Genomic DNA, 16,138 nt, shown 5'->3' with positions numbered 1-16,138 from the left:
GGCCTCACACTTTGGACCAATCTTCGGTACCGTCGGTCCATGGGAGCACTGCACAGCTACACGACCGCCATCCGCTGGACGGGGGCCGGCGAGACCGGCACGTCGAGCTACACCGCCTACAGCCGCGACCACGTCGTCGAGATCGCGGACAAGCCGCCCATCCTGGGTTCGGCGGATCCCGCGTTCCGCGGCGACCCCGCACGCCACAACCCTGAGGAGCTGTTCGTCGCGTCGATCGCCCAGTGCCACATGCTGTGGTTCCTGCACCTCGCTGCAGCGGCGGGCCTGACGGTGCGCGGCTACAGCGACGAGGCCACGGGCACCATGCGGGTCGAGTCGGCGGGCGCCGGACAGTTCACGGAGGTGACGCTGCATCCCCGGGTGGAGATCGACGGCGACACCGACCCCTCGGCCCTGGAGCCCGTCCACCACCTCGCCCATCAGCACTGCTTCCTCTCCCGATCCGTCAATTTTCCCGTGCACGTGAGGCCGACCAGCCCGCTCGTCGTGGAGACCGCCGGGGAGCAGCGCGCCGCCGACTGACCCTTCGAGCGTCAGCCCGCCGGCACGGCCAGCGGGCCACGCCGCGCCCGGCTCACGTCGTCGCGCGCGCCTTCGCCGCCCGCGCGCTGGGCTTCTTCTTCACCGCGGCGGGCGCCTTCTTCTCCGCCTTCTCCTTGGGCGCGAGCGGCACGCCCTCGCCGAGCACCTCCGCGAGGAACCGCCCCGTGTGGCTGGCCTCGACGGCCGCGACGTGCTCCGGGGTGCCCTCGGCGACCACCACGCCACCGCCGCTCCCGCCCTCCGGGCCCATGTCGATCACCCAGTCGGCGTTCTTGATGACGTCGAGGTTGTGCTCGATCACGAGGACCGTGTTGCCCTTGTCGACGAGCGACTGGAGCATCGCGAGCAGCTTGCGGATGTCCTCGAAGTGCAGGCCGGTGGTCGGCTCGTCGAGCACGTAGACGGTGCGCCCGTTCGAGCGCTTCTGCAGCTCGCTCGCCAGCTTCACGCGCTGCGCCTCGCCTCCCGACAGGGTCGGTGCCGGCTGCCCGAGACGCACGTACCCGAGCCCCACGTCGACGAGCGTCTTGAGGTGCCGCGAGATCTTGGGCACCGCGGCGAAGAACTCCGCGGCCTCCTCGATCGGCATGTCGAGCACCTCGGCCACGGTCTTGTCCTTGAAGTGCACCTCGAGCGTCTCGCGGTTGTACCGCGCGCCCTTGCACACCTCGCAGGGCACGTAGACGTCGGGCAGGAAGTTCATCTCGATCTTCAGCGTCCCGTCGCCCGAGCACGCCTCGCAGCGACCACCCTTGACGTTGAACGAGAACCGGCCGCTGGTGTAGCCGCGCACCTTCGCCTCGGTGGTCTCGGCGAACAGCGCGCGGACGTGGTCCCACACTCCCGTGTACGTCGCCGGGTTCGAGCGGGGCGTGCGGCCGATGGGAGCCTGGTCGACGTGGACCACCTTGTCGAGCTGGTCCAGGCCCGTGACACGGCGGTGCCGTCCCGCGACGCGCCGCGCCCCGTTGAGCTCGTTGGCGAGCACCGTGTAGAGGATCGAGTTCACGAGCGTCGACTTGCCCGAGCCGGAGACTCCGGTGACGGCGGTGAGCACCCCGAGCGGGAACGAGACGTCGATCCCCTGCAGGTTGTTCTCGCGCGCTCCGACGACCTTGACGGCCCGCGACGGGTCGGTCCGGCGCCGTTGCGTCGGCATGGGGATCGAACGCCGGCCGGACAGGTACGCGCCGGTCACGGACTCCGGCGCCTCGAGCAGACCCGCGTAGTCGCCCGAGTGGATCACCCGTCCGCCGTGCTCGCCCGCTCCGGGGCCGATGTCGACGATCCAGTCCGCCATGCGGATCGTGTCCTCGTCGTGCTCGACGACGATGAGCGTGTTGCCCAGGTCGCGCAACCGCGTGAGGGTGTCGATCAGGCGTCGGTTGTCCCGCTGGTGCAGGCCGATGCTCGGCTCGTCGAGCACGTACAGCACACCGACGAGCCCGGACCCGATCTGGGTCGCGAGCCGGATGCGCTGGGCCTCGCCGCCCGAGAGCGCGGCGGCGGCGCGCGACAGCGAGAGGTAGTCCAGCCCGACGTCGAGCAGGAAGCCCAGCCGGTCCTGGATCTCCTTGAGGACCTCGGTCGCGATCGCTCGCTCGCGGACGCCGAGCTCGAGCGCGTCCAGGAAGGCGCGCGCAGCGCGCAACGGCATCTCGCAGATCTCGGCGATCGAGCGTCCGCCCACCTTCACGGCGAGCACCTCGGGCTTGAGGCGGGTGCCCTCGCAGACGGGGCAGGGCACCTCCCGCATGTACGCCTCGTACTTCTCCTTCGACCACTCCGACTCGGTCTCCGCGTGCCGCCGCTCGAGGAATGCGATCACGCCCTCGAAACCGGTGGAGTACTGACGCTCCCGACCCCATCGGTTGCGGTAGCGGACGTGGACCTCGTGGTTCTGGCCGTGGAGCACGGCCTTGCGCGCCCGCTCGGGCAGCGCGCGCCACGGCGTGTCCATGGAGAACCCGAGGTCGTCAGCCAGCGCGCTGAGCACGCGTTCGTAGTACTCGGACGAGGTCACCGCCCAGGGCTGGACCGCGCCGTCGCGCAGCGACTTCTCGTCGTCGGGCACGACGAGGTCGGGGTCGACCTCGCGCCGGACGCCGATGCCGGTGCACTCGGGGCACGCACCGTACGGGGCGTTGAACGAGAACGTCCGTGGCTCGATCTCCTCGAGCGTCAGGACGTGGTCGTTGGGGCACGCGCGGTGCTCGGAGAACCGGCGCTCGCGCTCGGGGTCGTCGACCTCGCGGTCCACGAGCTCGACGACGAGCAGCCCGCCGGCGAGCGACAGCGCGGTCTCGACCGAGTCGGTCAGGCGGCGCTGCACGTCCCCGCGGGACACGAGGCGGTCGACGACGACCTCGATGTCGTGCTTGAGCTTCTTCTCGAGCGTGGGCGGGCTGGAGAGCTGGACGACCTCGCCGTCGACCCGCGCCCGGGAGAACCCCTTGGCCTGGAGCTCCTTGAACAGCTCGCCGTACTCGCCCTTGCGCCCGCGGACGACCGGCGCGAGCACCTGGTAGCGCGTGCCCTCGGGCAGCTCGAGCAGCCGGTCCACGATCTGCTGCGGCGTCTGCCTGCTGACCTGCTCGCCGCAGACCGGGCAGAACTGGGTACCCGCCCGCGCGAACAGCAGACGCAGGTAGTCGTACACCTCGGTGATCGTGCCCACGGTGGAGCGCGGGTTGCGGTTGGTCGACTTCTGGTCGATCGACACCGCGGGCGACAGCCCTTCGATGAAGTCGACGTCGGGCTTGTCCATCTGGCCGAGGAACTGGCGCGCGTAGGCGGACAGCGACTCGACGTACCGGCGCTGGCCCTCGGCGAAGATCGTGTCGAACGCAAGGGAGGACTTGCCTGAACCGGACAGGCCGGTGAACACGATCAGCTTGTCCCGCGGCAGGTCGAGGTCGACGTTACGGAGGTTGTGCTCACGGGCACCTTGGACGACGAGGCGATCACTCACCCCCCGATCCTAGGGGCGGATCCCCGTTCTCGCACACGTGTTCGACACCACACCCCGTCGGTTCGCGCATCCGAGTCCCCCGGACGACGACGTTCCACGTCCGGAGGTGCGCCGTCGGACACAGGCAGACAGGATCGAGGCATGACGTCCACACCGATCTCTGACTACGCCGTCCTGGGCGACGGCCGTTCCGCCGCGCTCGTGAGCCGATCCGGGTCGGTGGACTGGTTGTGCCTGCCGGACTTCGACTCCCCCGCCTGCTTCGCCGCGCTGCTGGGCGCGCCCGAGCACGGTCGATGGCTGCTGACCGTGCAGGACGCCACCGAGATCGACCGGACGTACGACGGCGACTCGTTCGTCCTTCGCACCACGTACCGGACCCCGACCGGTCTCGCCCGGGTGAGCGACGCGATGCCGACCGCGGACGGCAGGGCGGACCTGGTCCGCCGGCTCGAGGTGCTCGAGGGCGAGGTCGTCGTCGAGCACGAGTGGGTGGTCAGGTTCGGGTACGGCAAGGTGCAGCCCTGGGTGAGCCGGATCCCCGACCCGGGCTCGCCCTACGGACCACAGGCATTGCGGGCGGTCGCGGGACCGGACTCCCTGGTGCTCCGCGGCACCCGCCTGCCGTCCTCGGACGCTCGCGCCCGTCGCCACCGCGACGTGTTCACCGCCGCCGCTGGTGACGTCGTCGACCTCGCCCTCACATGGTCGCGATCCTGGCTCCCCGTCCCGACGCCGCTCGAGGTCGGCGACCGGTTCGAGCGCACGGCCCACCAGTGGGCTGGCTGGGCCGAGGGCGCGCGCTACGACGGCCCGCACCGCGACGCGGTCACCCGCTCGCTCCTGGTGCTGCGCCTGCTCACGCACTCCGCGACCGGGGGCATCGTCGCCGCTGCGACCACCTCCCTGCCTGAGGACTTCGGGGGCGAGCGCAACTGGGACTACCGGTTCTCGTGGCTGCGCGACGCGGCCATGACCGTCGAGGCGCTCCTCGCCTCGGGCTTCCGTGACGAGATCGCCGCGTGGCGCGACTGGCTGCTGCGCGCGATCGCGGGCGACCCCGCCGACCTGCAGATCATGTACGGGATCGACGGTCGCCGCGACCTGCCGGAGAGCGAGCTCGACCACCTGCCGGGCTATGCCGGCTCGCGGCCGGTCCGGATCGGCAACGCGGCGGTGAGCCAGGTCCAGAACGACGTGCTCGGCGAGGTCATGTGCGCGCTCGACGTCGCCCGTGACGCCGGGCTTCCCGAGACTCCCAACAGCTGGGCGGTGCAGCGGCACCTGCTCGACGACCTCGTGGAGCACTGGCGCCGTCCGGACCGCGGGATCTGGGAGGTGCGCGGGCCGGAGCGTGAGTTCGTGCACTCCCGCGTGATGAGCTGGGCGGCCCTGGACCGCGGCGTGCGCGCGGTCGAGGTGCACGGCAACGACGGCCCGGTCGACGTGTGGCGACGCACCCGCGACGAGATCCACGCCGAGGTGCTCGAGCGCGGCTGGGACGCCGAGCTCGGTTCGTTCGTGCAGTACTACGGCGCGCAGCACGTCGACGCCGCGCTCCTGCAGATGCTCCAGGTCGGGTTCCTCCCGCCCGACGACGACCGCCTGGCCGCGACCGTCCGCCGGATCCAGCGCGACCTCGGCGTCGAGGACGGCCTGATCCTGCGGTACTCGACTGAGGCGACCGCCGACGGCCTGCGCGGGGAGGAGCACCCGTTCCTGGTGTGCTGCTTCTGGCTCGCTGACGCCCTGGCCAGGATCGGCGAGGTGGACGAGGCCGTCGCGCTGTTCGACCGCCTGGTCGCCACACGCAACGACGTCGGGCTCATGGCGGAGGAGTTCGACCCTCACTCCGGGGTCATGGCGGGCAACTTCCCCCAGGCCTTCTCCCACCTGGGCCTCATCCAGGCCGCGCACTCGATCGCGGCGCACTCGGGCGGGACCGCCCCGTGAGCGGCTCCGGCGGATACGACGGTCGGGTCGCCGTCGGTGGCCCCCCGGCGGTGCGCGAGCTCCCCCACGCCGTGGTGCGCAAGCTCGCCGTCGGACCGATGGCCAACAACGCCTACCTGCTCACGTGCCGGACGACCCACGCCCAGCTCCTGATCGACCCGGCAGCCGAGCCGGACGCGCTGCTCCGGCTCGTCCGCGCGGGGTCCGGCGCGGGGGCTCTCGGCCGGGTGGTCGTGACCCACCGCCACGCCGACCACCTGGGCGCGCTGGCCGACCTCGTCGCGGTCACGGGCGCGCCGATCGCGGCGGGAGCGCCCGACGCCGATGCGATCGCGGCCGCGGTGCGCCTGCCCGTCGCGATCCGCCTGCACGACGGCGACGCGTTCGACGTGGGCCACGTCCGCGTCGGCGTCGTCGGCCTGCGCGGCCACACCCCGGGATCCGTCGCGTTGTTCTTCCGCGACGACGGCCGCGTCCACCTGTTCACCGGTGACAGCCTCTTCCCGGGCGGCGTCGGGAAGACCGCCGGGCCGCCAGAGTTCGCGAGCCTGATCGCGGACGTGACCGAGCGGCTGTTCGACCGGTTCGACGACGAGACCTGGGTGTACCCCGGACACGGCGACGACACGACGCTCGGCGCCGAGCGACCGCACCTCGCTGCGTGGCGAGCCCGCGGCTGGTGAGCCTCCCAGGTGCTTGAATGGCCCGTATGCCCGTCTACGCCGTGACCTACACCTACGTCGCCGAGCCCGAGCGGCTGGCCAGCGTGCGCGCTGAGCACCGCGCCTACTTGCGCGGGCTGCACGCCGACGGCGCCGTCCTCGCGTCCGGCCCGCTGCCCGACGACGGCGGTGCCCTGCTGCTCCTGTCCGCACGCGATCTCGCCGGTCTCGAGCAGCTGCTCCTCGCGGACCCCTTCGCGGTCCACGGGCTGATCAGCGCGACGGACGTCCGCCGCTGGGATCCCGTGATCGGCCCCTGGGCCTCGTGATCGGTTCCTGGGCCTCGTGATCGGTGCCCGGCGTCTCGTCGGGTGGGTCGACCCGTTCCTCGCGGCGCTGCTGCTCGCGCTCGCTGCGGGACTGCTGGTGCCTGTGGGCGACGGCGTGCGCGCGGGCCTCGGCGTCGCCAGCGACGTCGCCGTGACGCTGCTCTTCCTGCTCTACGGGATGCGCCTGCCCACCTCTGAGGTGCTGGCGGGGCTGCGGAACGTGCGCCTGCAGGGCAGCGTGCTCGCCGCAACCTACCTGCTGTTTCCCGCCGTTGGGCTGCTCTTGGCGCTGGTGACCCGGCCTCTGCTCGGTGACACCCTCGCGACAGGCTTCCTCTACGTGAGCCTGCTGCCGTCGACCGTGCAGTCCTCGGTGGTGTTCACCGCCACGGGGCGGGGAAACGTCGCGGGCGCTGTCTGCGCCGCGACGGTCTCGAACACACTCGGCGTCGTCCTGACGCCCTTGCTGGTGCTGGCGCTGCTGCGCTCCGACGGCGTGGCGCCGGACGCGACGGCCGTCGGGGACATCGCCCTGCGCCTCGTGCTGCCGTTCGTCGTCGGTCAGCTGCTCGAACGTCGGCTCGGTGCACCCGTCCGGGCGCACCCGCGCGTCACGACCATCACGGACCGGGGCACCGTGGTGCTCGTCCTCTTCACCGCGGTCGTCGGCGCGACCGCCGACGGCTCCTGGGACGCGCTCACGCCGTGGCGGTTCGCGGGCATCCTGGCGGTGAGCGCCGTGCTCCTGGTCGTCATGCTCGTCCTGACGTGGACGGGGGGTCGGCTCGTCGGCCTCGACCGGCCGGACCGGGTCGCGCTGCTGATGTGCGGCTCCAAGAAGAGCCTGGCGACCGGGCTGCCCATGGCGACGGTGATCTTCGGGGCGACGACGGCCGCGACGCTGGCGCTCCCGCTGATCGTCTTCCACCAGCTCCAGCTGATGGTCGCAGCGGTGCTCGCCCGACGGCTCGGGCGAGCACCGCTCGGCCAGTGACCCTCCGCCGTCAGGGGGCGACGGGGCCCTGCGGTCGGTCCGCGCGATCGACCGGAGCGAGCGGGTCCGTGGCGTCCTGCGGCTCGGCTGGCCCGACCTCGTCGGAGGCGCCCTCGGGGACAGGCGTCGCCAGTGCGCTGTCGCGGCGGGTCCTCCAGAGGCTCGCGACCGTGACGACCACGAGCGTCCCGAGGATGACCAGGAGCGAGACGGAGATCGGGATCTCGGGAGCCCAGTCGATGTGCTCGCCGCCGTTGATGAAGCTGAGCTCGTTGACATGCATGGCGTGCAGGACGAGCTTCACGCCGATGAACGCGAGGATCACGGCCAGGCCGATGTGCAGGTAGATGAGTCGCTCGAGCAGGCCACCAATGAGGAAGTAGAGCTGGCGCAGGCCGAGCAGCGCGAACGCGTTCGCCGTGAAGACGATGTAAGGCTCCTGCGTGAGCCCGTAGATCGCGGGGATCGAGTCGAACGCGAACACGACGTCGGTCATGCCGATCGCAAACATGACGATGAGCATCGGCGTCATGAAGCGCTTGCCGTCGATCTTCACCGTGAGGCGGTCGCCGTGGTACTCGTCGACCGTCGGGATCACCCGCTTGATCCGCTCCAGGAACTTGCCCCCGGGGACGGTGTCGTCGGAGTGGTCCTGCGGCTGGGCCTGCTTCCAGGCGGTCCACAGCAGGAAGGCACCGAAGATGTAGAAGATCCACGACCACTGCTCGAGCGCCGCAGCGCCCAGCAGGATGAAGACCGTCCGCAGCACGATGGCGATCGCGACGCCCCACAGCAGCACCTTCTGCTGGTCCTCGCGCGGGACCTTGAAGGACGTCATGATCAGGAGGAAGACGAAGAGGTTGTCGACCGAGAGGCTCTTCTCCGTCAGGTAGCCCGCGAAGTACTCCCCTCCGTGCTCAGGTCCGACGACGAGCAGAAAGCCGACGCCGAAGAGGACGGCGATCGCGATGTAGACCGAGGACCAGATCGCAGACTCGCGGAACGTCGGGGCGTGCGGGGTCTTCACGTGGGCGAAGAAGTCGAACACGATCATGCCCACGATCCACGCAGACGTGGCGAGCCAGACCCATAGGGGGATGTCGAGCAAGGCATACCTCCGGTACGCGTCGAGTAGGTACCGGAGGTCTCTCCCGCCCGCGTGGTCCTCGCCGCCGACGGCGGCTCGCACGCGGACCGGTGGCACCGGGCCGGACACGAGTCCGACCGTGATGACGACACCACCGAGGCAGGGATACTCCCCTCCAACAAGCGACCATCCTAGGTCACGCTCCCCCAGGCGTCGCGCTGCGTCCGCGTGACGTGCCGCAGGGGCCGGTCGAGGGGAAGGCGGCCGCCGCCGCCGGGCGCAGACGCTAGGCGGTGGCCGCCTGCATCTGCCGCAGCTCCTTCTTGAGGCCCGAGATCTCGTCGCGCAGCCGCCCGGCGAGCTCGAACTGCAGCTCGGCTGCCGCGCCGTGCATCTGGTCGGTGAGCTCCTGGATGAGCCCGGCGAGGTCGCTCGCAGCGGCGGTCGCGAGCCGCGGCGCCGGGGTCTCCCCCGCCTTCGACCGGCCCTGCGGCGACTTGCGGTAGCCCCCGGCGAGCAGCTCCTGGGTGTCGACGTCCTCGCGCGCGAGCATGTCCGTGACGTCGGCGATCTTCTTGCGCAGCGGCTGCGGGTCCACGCCGTTCGCGGTGTTGTAGGCGATCTGCTTCTCGCGGCGCCGGTTGGTCTCCTCGATCGCGGTCGCCATCGCGGCCGTGATCTTGTCCGCGTACATGTGCACCTGCCCGGAGACGTTACGCGCGGCTCGACCGATCGTCTGGATCAGGGACGTGCCCGAGCGCAGGAAGCCCTCCTTGTCCGCGTCGAGGATCGCGACGAGAGAAACCTCCGGCAGGTCGAGCCCCTCGCGCAGCAGGTTGATCCCGACGAGGACGTCGAACACGCCCATGCGCAGCTCCCGGAGCAGCTCCACCCGGCGCAGCGTGTCGACCTCCGAGTGCAGGTACCGCACCCGCACGCCCTTGCCCAGCAGGTAGTCCGTCAGGTCCTCCGACATCTTCTTGGTCAGGGTCGTCACCAGCACCCGCTCCTCGCGCTCCACGCGCAGGGTGATCTCCTCGAGCAGGTCGTCGATCTGGCCCTTGGTGGGCTTGACGATGACCTCGGGGTCGATCAGACCGGTAGGACGGATGATCTGCTCGACGACGCCGTCGGACAGCCCGAGCTCGTAGTTGCCCGGGGTGGCCGACAGGTAGACGGTCTGCCCGATGCGCTCGACGAACTCCTCCCACCGCAGCGGCCTGTTGTCCATCGCGCTCGGCAGGCGGAACCCGAAGTCGACGAGGTTCCGCTTGCGCGACATGTCGCCCTCGTACATCGCGCCGATCTGCGGCACGGTCACGTGCGACTCGTCGATCACCAGGAGGAAGTCGTCCGGGAAGTAGTCGAGCAGGGTGTGGGGCGCGGTCCCGGGCGCGCGCCCGTCGATGTGCCGGGAGTAGTTCTCGATCCCGGAGCAGCTGCCGATCTGGCGCATCATCTCGATGTCGTACGTGGTGCGCATGCGCAGCCGCTGGGCCTCGAGCAGCTTGTTCTGCGACTCGAGCTCCTCGAGCCGCGCCGCGAGCTCGGCCTCGATCGAGCCGATCGCGCGCTCCATGCGCTCGGGCCCGGCCACGTAGTGCGTCGCGGGGAAGATGAACGTGCTGTCCTCGGCGCGCACCACGTCTCCCGTCACGGGGTGCAGGAGCGCGATGGCCTCGATCTCGTCACCGAAGAACTCGATGCGGATCGCCAGCTCCTCGTACACCGGGATGATCTCGACCGTGTCGCCGCGCACCCGGAAGGTGCCGCGGGTGAACGCCATGTCGTTGCGCGCGTACTGCATGCCGACGAACTGGCGGAGCAGGTCGTCGCGGTTGATCTGCTGGCCGACGTCGAGGCGCACCATCCGGTCGACGTACTCCTGCGGCGTTCCCAGGCCGTAGATGCAGGACACGGACGCGACCACGACGACGTCCCGGCGCGTGAGCAGACTGCTCGTGGCCGAGTGCCGGAGCCGTTCGACCTCGTCGTTGATCGAGGAGTCCTTCTCGATGTAGGTGTCCGTCTGCGCGATGTACGCCTCGGGCTGGTAGTAGTCGTAGTACGAGACGAAGTACTCGACGGCGTTGTTCGGCAGCAGCTCGCGGAACTCCGTGGCGAGCTGGGCGGCGAGCGTCTTGTTGGGCGCCATGACCAGCGTGGGGCGCTGCACCTGCTCGATCAGCCAGGCGGTGGTCGCGGACTTTCCCGTGCCGGTCGCGCCGAGCAGCACGATGTCCTTCTCGCCCGCGTTGAGACGGGCGGTGAGGTCGGCGATCGCCGTCGGCTGGTCGCCGGCCGGGGTGTAGTCCGAGATGACCTCGAACGGGGCCACGGTGCGTTGCAGATCGGTCACGGGGCGCATAGCCCCACCGTACGTCGGCCCTCTGACACGGCGCACCGCGGACGGCTCAGGAGACCTCGCCCCCGACGACGGCGAGGTCGGTCGCGTGGTCGAGGCACGCGCGGACGACGGCGGTCACCGCGCGCTCGAGGTCACGCGCGCTCATCTGCCCGGGCCCGTCGCCCACGTCCGGCACGTGCACGAACCCGGACCGTGTTCCGGTCCCCGCGGTCGCGTGCTGGAGCGCATAGAACGTCGCGTTGCACACGTAGCTGCCGGCCGTCAGCGACACCGATGCCGCCAGCCCGGCCTCGTGCACCGCCGCGACGGCCGCCTTCACCGGGAGCGTGGTGAAGTAGGCGGCCGGGCCGCCAGGCACGACCTCGGCGTCGCGCGGCTGGGCTCCGGCGTTGTCGGCGATGCGCGCGTCCGCGAGGTTCACGGCAACGCGCTCGGGGGTCACGCCCACGCGCCCGGGCGCCAGTCCGAGAGCCACCACCACGTCCGGGTCGTGCGTCGCGAGCGCGTCGGCGAGCGCCTCGGGGGCGGAGGCAAACACGCACGGCAGCTGCACCGCGTGCACCTCCTCGGGCCTCGACCACGCGGCCGCCACCGCGCGCGCCACGTCCCACGACGGGTTGGTCGCTGCGCCCGCGAAGGGCTCGAACCCCGTCAGGAGGACCCTCACTCGTGCTCCTCCTCGACCTCGGTCTGCAGGCGGCGCCAGAGGGCTCGGACCGCCGCGCGCAGCTCGTCCTCCGTCCCTGTACCGGGCAGCACCACGTCGGCGGCGGCGAGCCGGACGGCGTCGTCGGCCTGGGCTGCCACGCGACGGCGGGCGTCGGGGAGGCCGAGCCCGCGCTGCTCGACCAGCCGCCGGATCCGCAGGTCGGCTGGCGCGTCGACGACCGCCACCAGGTGGAAGGTCTCCTCCTGGCCCGTCTCGACCAGGAGCGGGATGTCGTGCACGACGATCGCGTCAGCGTCGGCCGCCACCGCGCCCGCCTCCTCCTGCGCGGCGAGGCGATGGATGTCGGGATGCACGATCGCGTCGAGGTCCGCCCGCGCGGCGGGGTCGTTGAACACCAGGTGGCCCAGCGCTGCTCGGTCCAGCGCGCCGTCGGCGTCGAGGACCTCCTCGCCGAACCGCTCGACCAGCCGGTCGAGGACCACCGTGCCGGGCGCGACCACGCGCCGGGCGAGCACGTCGTGGTCGATCAGGACCGCGCCGAGCTCCGCGAACGTGTGCGCCGCGACCGACTTCCCCGCGGCGATGCCTCCTGTCAGCCCGATGCGCATCATGTGCGCCATCCTGCCGCGCCCGGGCATCGTCGGCCACCTCGGAGCGCGGGCCCGGCCCTGCCGTGCGGCGTAGGGTCGGGTGCGGAGCAGCGAACAAGGAGCAGCACATGGCGATGGGTCACAGCGGGTTCGGCGGGCCGGGCGGGATGCGGACATTCCGCCAGGACAAGTCGGTGGCCGACCATCACCTCGCCGAGGGCACGCTGCGACGCGTGCTCGGGTTCGCCCGGCCGTACCGCCGGCAGCTCGCGCTGTTCCTGGTGCTGATCTGCATCGATGCCGCGCTCGGAGCCCTCACTCCCCTGCTCTTCAAGGCGATCATCGACGACGGGATCACCCCCGGACGCCGGGACGTGGTGATCGGGCTCTCGGCCGGCGTCGCGGCCATCGCTCTCGTGTCCGGCGCGCTCGGCCTGTGGCAGCGCTGGATCTCCGCGCGCATCGGTGAGGGGCTCATCTTCGACCTGCGGACCGCCGTGTTCGACCACGTGCAGCGGATGCCGCTCGCATTCTTCGCGCGGACGAAGACCGGCGCGCTCGTGCAGCGGCTCAACGGCGACGTCCTCGGAGCCCAGCAGGCCTTCACGTCGACCCTGTCCAACGTGTTCAGCAACGTCTTGACCGTCGTGTTCGTGCTGGCCGCGATGCTCACCATGTCCTGGCAGCTCACGCTCCTGTCCCTGGTGCTGGTCCCGGCGTTCGTCTTCCCGGCGCAGTGGATCGGCCCTCGGCTCGCCACGATCACGCGGGAGAGCTACGCGATCAACGCGGAGACGGCGCAGATCATGAACGAGCGCTTCAACGTCGCGGGCGCCCAGCTGGCCAAGACGTACGGGCGCCCTGCGGACGAGGCCGAGGGTTACGCGTCCGCCGCGCGACGGGTGCGCGACATCGGGGTGAAGCAGGCGATGTACGGCACGATCTTCCGCATCGCCCTGACGACCGTCGCTGCCGTCGCGGTCGCGGTGGTCTACGGCTTCGGCGGGGTCATGGCGATCACGGGGTCCGTGACGGTCGGCGTCGTCATCGCGCTCACGGCCTATCTCGGCCGGCTGTATGGGCCGCTGACCGCCCTGTCGAACGTCCAGGTGGACGTCATGACAGCGCTGGTGAGCTTCGAGCGGGTCTTCGAGGTGCTCGACCTGAAGCCGAGCGTGACCGACGCCCCCGATGCTCAGGATCTGCGCGGCGCCGTGGCCGAGGCGGGTGCGACCGTCGAGCTGCGGCACGTGGGCTTCACGTACCCCAGCGCTCAGGACGTCTCGCTGGCCTCGTTGGAGTCGGTGGCACAGCTGTCGAGCGACCCGGTCGCCCCGACCCTGCACGACGTGTCCTTCCGCGTCGCACCGGGCGAGATGGTCGCGCTCGTCGGGCCTTCGGGAGCCGGCAAGACCACGCTCAGCCACCTCGTGACGCGCATGTACGACCCCACGGCCGGCGCGATCACGATCGCGGGGCTCGACCTGCGCCAGGTCACAGGAGAGTCGCTGCGTGCCGTCGTCGGCACCGTGCCGCAGGACTCGCACATGTTCCACGACACGATCGCGAACAACCTTCGCTACGCCCGACCCGGCGCCTCGGACGCGGAGATCTGGGACGCGCTGCGTGCCGCACACATCGACACGCTCGTGCACACCCTGCCGGCGGGCATCGACACCGTCGTGGGCGATCGCGGCTACCGCCTGTCCGGGGGCGAGCGCCAGCGACTCGCGATCGCCCGGCTGCTGCTCAAGGCGCCCGACGTCGTCGTGCTCGACGAGGCGACCGCGCACCTGGACTCGGAGTCCGAGGCGGCCGTGCAGAAGGCGCTGGCTGCCGCTCTGGCCGGGCGCACGTCGATCGTGATCGCGCACCGCCTCTCGACCATCCGGGACGCCGCACGGATCGTCGTGCTCGAGGACGGGCACGTGGTCGCGACCGGGACGCACACCGAGCTCCTCGCCACGGGCGGGCTCTACGCGGACCTGTACCGCCAGCAGTTCGCGACCACGGAAGCCTGACCCGGGCGGCCGGCACTCGCGGTGAGCACAGCCGCCGAGCTCGTGACTTTGCCCGCGAGATCGCTACTTCAAGCTGACGAAGTCGCGCACAAGCTCGCGAAGTCGCGCAGGTGGGCAGCAGACACTGCGCAGCGGAGGGCCGGGCCGCGGACGGAGGGCCGGGCCGCGGGCGAAGCGCGGCCGCACGGGTTGCGAGCGGCCGCTGGGCCGGCGGCTGCGTCCTCCGGGCAGCACGAAGGCCGGCCCCCTGGCAGGGACCGGCCTTCGCGTCAGATCACCGGCACTGAGTGCCGGGGGCGATCACGCGCCCGTGAGCTTCTCGCGCAGAGCGGCGAGCGCCTCGTCGGAGGCGAGGGTCCCACCGGTCTCCTCCTGGGCCGGAGCCGAGGAGTAGGTCGAGGGAGCCGCGGAGCTGCTGCTCGAGCTGGAGCTGCTGTTCGCCTCGGGCGCGGAAGCGGCGTCGGCGTCGGCCTTGATGGCCTCGGCAACCTGCTTGCGGTGCGCCTCCCAGCGGGAGTGAGCCTTGGCGTACTGCGCCTCCCAGGCCTCGCGCTGGGTCTCGTAGCCCTCGAGCCACTCGTTGGTCTCCGGGTCGAAGCCCTCCGGGTACTTGTAGTTCCCGGCCTCGTCGTACTCGGCGGCCATGCCGTACAGCGCGGGGTCGAAGTCCTCGGACTCGGGGTCGACGCCCTCGTTCGCCTGCTTCAGCGACAGCGAGATGCGGCGACGCTCGAGGTCGATGTCGATGACCTTGACGAACGCGTCGTCGCCCACCGTGACGACCTGCTCGGGCAGGTCGACGTGGCGGACCGCGAGCTCGGAGATGTGCACGAGGCCCTCGATGCCGTCCTCGACGCGCACGAACGCGCCGAACGGAACCAGCTTGGTGACCTTACCCGGCACGACCTGACCGATGGCGTGCGTACGGGCGAAGGCCTGCCACGGGTCCTCCTGCGTCGCCTTGAGCGACAGGGAGACACGCTCGCGGTCGAAGTCGACGTCGAGCACCTCGACGGTGACCTCCTGGCCGACCTCGACGACCTCGCCCGGGTGGTCGATGTGCTTCCAGGACAGCTCGGAGACGTGCACGAGACCGTCGACGCCGCCGAGGTCCACGAACGCACCGAAGTTGACGATCGACGAGACGACACCGGGGCGGACCTGGCCCTTCTGCAGCGTCTGCAGGAAGGTGGAACGGACCTCGGACTGCGTCTGCTCGAGCCACGCACGACGCGAGAGCACGACGTTGTTGCGGTTCTTGTCGAGCTCGATGATCTTCGCCTCGATCTCCTTGCCGACGTACGGCTGGAGGTCGCGGACGCGACGCATCTCGACGAGCGACGCGGGCAGGAAGCCGCGCAGGCCGATGTCGAGGATGAGGCCACCCTTGACGACCTCGATGACGGTGCCAGTGACGACGCCGTCCTCCTCCTTGACCTTCTCGATCGTGCCCCAGGCGCGCTCGTACTGTGCGCGCTTCTTGGAGAGGATCAGACGGCCTTCCTTGTCCTCCTTCTGGAGCACCAGGGCCTCGACCGCGTCGCCGACCTTGACGACCTCACCGGGGTCGACGTCGTGCTTGATGGAGAGCTCGCGGGAGGGGATGACGCCTTCGGTCTTGTAACCGATGTCGAGGAGGACCTCGTCACGGTCAACCTTGACGATGGTGCCCTCGACGATGTCACCGTCATTGAAGTACTTGATGGTGGCGTCGATGGCGGCGAGGAAGTCCTCAGCAGAGCCGATGTCGTTGACAGCGACCTGCGGCGTGGACTTCGAAGGAGTAGGGGTGGTCATTGAGTCTGATGCTCCGATGCGGACAGGTGTAGTGCGGACAGGGTGCGGGCCTCGGAGCACTGGGGCTCGTGCGACGCGCGACAGGCACAGAGAAGACACTCCACGCCGCCGACCACCCTACCCGTCCCGGGG

At 70.7% G+C, this 16,138-nt stretch carries 12 protein-coding genes; 6 read left to right on the top strand and 6 right to left on the bottom strand.

Annotated features, from left to right (window positions below):
• Positions 1-39 precede the first annotated feature (39 nt).
• A complete protein-coding gene (locus BMZ30_RS05670) occupies positions 40-543 on the top strand; it encodes an OsmC family protein (RefSeq protein WP_093376051.1) in 504 nt (167 codons plus the stop codon).
• Between the two features lie 52 nt (positions 544-595).
• Here the strand turns inward: BMZ30_RS05670 and uvrA are convergent, their stop codons facing one another.
• On the bottom strand, positions 596-3,535 hold the full coding sequence (gene uvrA / locus BMZ30_RS05665) for an excinuclease ABC subunit UvrA (RefSeq protein WP_093376049.1): 2,940 nt from the start codon (positions 3,533-3,535) through the stop codon (positions 596-598).
• Positions 3,536-3,676: 141 nt separating this feature from the next.
• Here uvrA and BMZ30_RS05660 point away from each other — a divergent pair, with 141 nt between their 5' ends.
• The 4 genes from BMZ30_RS05660 to BMZ30_RS05645 are packed head-to-tail and all read left to right on the top strand — an operon-like array spanning position 3,677 to position 7,473.
• Positions 3,677-5,488 (top strand): glycoside hydrolase family 15 protein, encoded by a 1,812-nt coding sequence (locus tag BMZ30_RS05660; RefSeq protein ID WP_093376047.1) that lies wholly within the window; start codon positions 3,677-3,679, stop codon positions 5,486-5,488.
• Complete coding sequence (locus BMZ30_RS05655; RefSeq protein ID WP_229828593.1) at positions 5,485-6,171, top strand: MBL fold metallo-hydrolase; 687 nt, start codon at positions 5,485-5,487, stop codon at positions 6,169-6,171. Before BMZ30_RS05660 ends, BMZ30_RS05655 begins: the two co-directional genes overlap by 4 nt.
• Before the next feature lie 17 nt (positions 6,172-6,188).
• Positions 6,189-6,479 carry a YciI family protein gene (locus BMZ30_RS05650; RefSeq protein ID WP_308430767.1) on the top strand — a complete coding sequence of 97 codons (291 nt, stop codon included), beginning with the start codon at positions 6,189-6,191 and terminating at the stop codon, positions 6,477-6,479.
• Between the two features lie 16 nt (positions 6,480-6,495).
• Positions 6,496-7,473: a bile acid:sodium symporter family protein gene (locus BMZ30_RS05645; protein ID WP_219810196.1), complete on the top strand. Its 978-nt coding sequence runs from the start codon at positions 6,496-6,498 to the stop codon at positions 7,471-7,473.
• Positions 7,474-7,483: 10 nt separating this feature from the next.
• On the opposite strand, the gene BMZ30_RS05640 is transcribed toward BMZ30_RS05645, so the two are convergent.
• The 4 genes from BMZ30_RS05640 to coaE all read right to left on the bottom strand — a co-directional run bounded on the left by BMZ30_RS05640 (position 7,484) and on the right by coaE (position 12,209).
• On the bottom strand, positions 7,484-8,527 hold the full coding sequence (locus tag BMZ30_RS05640) for a TerC family protein (protein ID WP_093376043.1): 1,044 nt from the start codon (positions 8,525-8,527) through the stop codon (positions 7,484-7,486).
• A gap of 319 nt (positions 8,528-8,846) precedes the next feature.
• Complete coding sequence (gene uvrB / locus BMZ30_RS05635; protein WP_093376041.1) at positions 8,847-10,928, bottom strand: excinuclease ABC subunit UvrB; 2,082 nt, start codon at positions 10,926-10,928, stop codon at positions 8,847-8,849.
• A gap of 46 nt (positions 10,929-10,974) precedes the next feature.
• The gene (gene pcp / locus BMZ30_RS05630) at positions 10,975-11,595 is read right to left on the bottom strand and encodes a pyroglutamyl-peptidase I (protein WP_093376039.1); all 621 of its coding nucleotides are present in this window, start codon (positions 11,593-11,595) and stop codon (positions 10,975-10,977) included.
• Positions 11,592-12,209, bottom strand: coding sequence for a dephospho-CoA kinase (gene coaE, locus BMZ30_RS05625; RefSeq protein WP_093376037.1), 618 nt, complete (start codon positions 12,207-12,209; stop codon positions 11,592-11,594). Before coaE ends, pcp begins: the two co-directional genes overlap by 4 nt.
• Before the next feature lie 113 nt (positions 12,210-12,322).
• Here coaE and BMZ30_RS05620 point away from each other — a divergent pair, with 113 nt between their 5' ends.
• Positions 12,323-14,209, top strand: a complete 1,887-nt coding sequence (locus BMZ30_RS05620) for an ABC transporter ATP-binding protein (RefSeq protein ID WP_373296858.1) — start codon at positions 12,323-12,325, stop codon at positions 14,207-14,209.
• A 300-nt stretch (positions 14,210-14,509) separates the two neighbouring features.
• Here BMZ30_RS05620 and rpsA read toward each other — a convergent pair whose 3' ends face one another.
• Positions 14,510-16,006 carry a 30S ribosomal protein S1 gene (gene rpsA / locus BMZ30_RS05615; protein ID WP_093376033.1) on the bottom strand — a complete coding sequence of 499 codons (1,497 nt, stop codon included), beginning with the start codon at positions 16,004-16,006 and terminating at the stop codon, positions 14,510-14,512.
• Between the last annotated feature and the right edge of the window lie 132 nt (positions 16,007-16,138).

This window comes from Flavimobilis marinus, assembly GCF_900113055.1.
Taxonomy (GTDB): Bacteria; Actinomycetota; Actinomycetes; order Actinomycetales; family Cellulomonadaceae; genus Flavimobilis; species Flavimobilis marinus.
The sequence above is the reverse complement of the archived record's forward strand: the minus strand, read 5'-3'. Positions and strand labels throughout refer to the sequence as shown.

Bases quoted from the DNA above. Each gene is read 5' to 3' on its own strand.
- BMZ30_RS05640 (WP_093376043.1), bottom strand. From the start codon at position 8,527: ATGATCGTGTTCGACTTCTTCGCCCACGTGAAGACCCCGCACGCCCCG.
- BMZ30_RS05620 (WP_373296858.1), top strand. From the start codon at position 12,323: ATGGGTCACAGCGGGTTCGGCGGGCCGGGCGGGATGCGGACATTCCGC.
- BMZ30_RS05650 (WP_308430767.1), top strand. From the start codon at position 6,189: ATGGCCCGTATGCCCGTCTACGCCGTGACCTACACCTACGTCGCCGAG.
- coaE (WP_093376037.1), bottom strand. From the start codon at position 12,209: ATGATGCGCATCGGGCTGACAGGAGGCATCGCCGCGGGGAAGTCGGTC.
- BMZ30_RS05670 (WP_093376051.1), top strand. From the start codon at position 40: ATGGGAGCACTGCACAGCTACACGACCGCCATCCGCTGGACGGGGGCC.
- BMZ30_RS05660 (WP_093376047.1), top strand. From the start codon at position 3,677: ATGACGTCCACACCGATCTCTGACTACGCCGTCCTGGGCGACGGCCGT.
- rpsA (WP_093376033.1), bottom strand. From the start codon at position 16,006: ATGACCACCCCTACTCCTTCGAAGTCCACGCCGCAGGTCGCTGTCAAC.
- uvrB (WP_093376041.1), bottom strand. From the start codon at position 10,928: ATGCGCCCCGTGACCGATCTGCAACGCACCGTGGCCCCGTTCGAGGTC.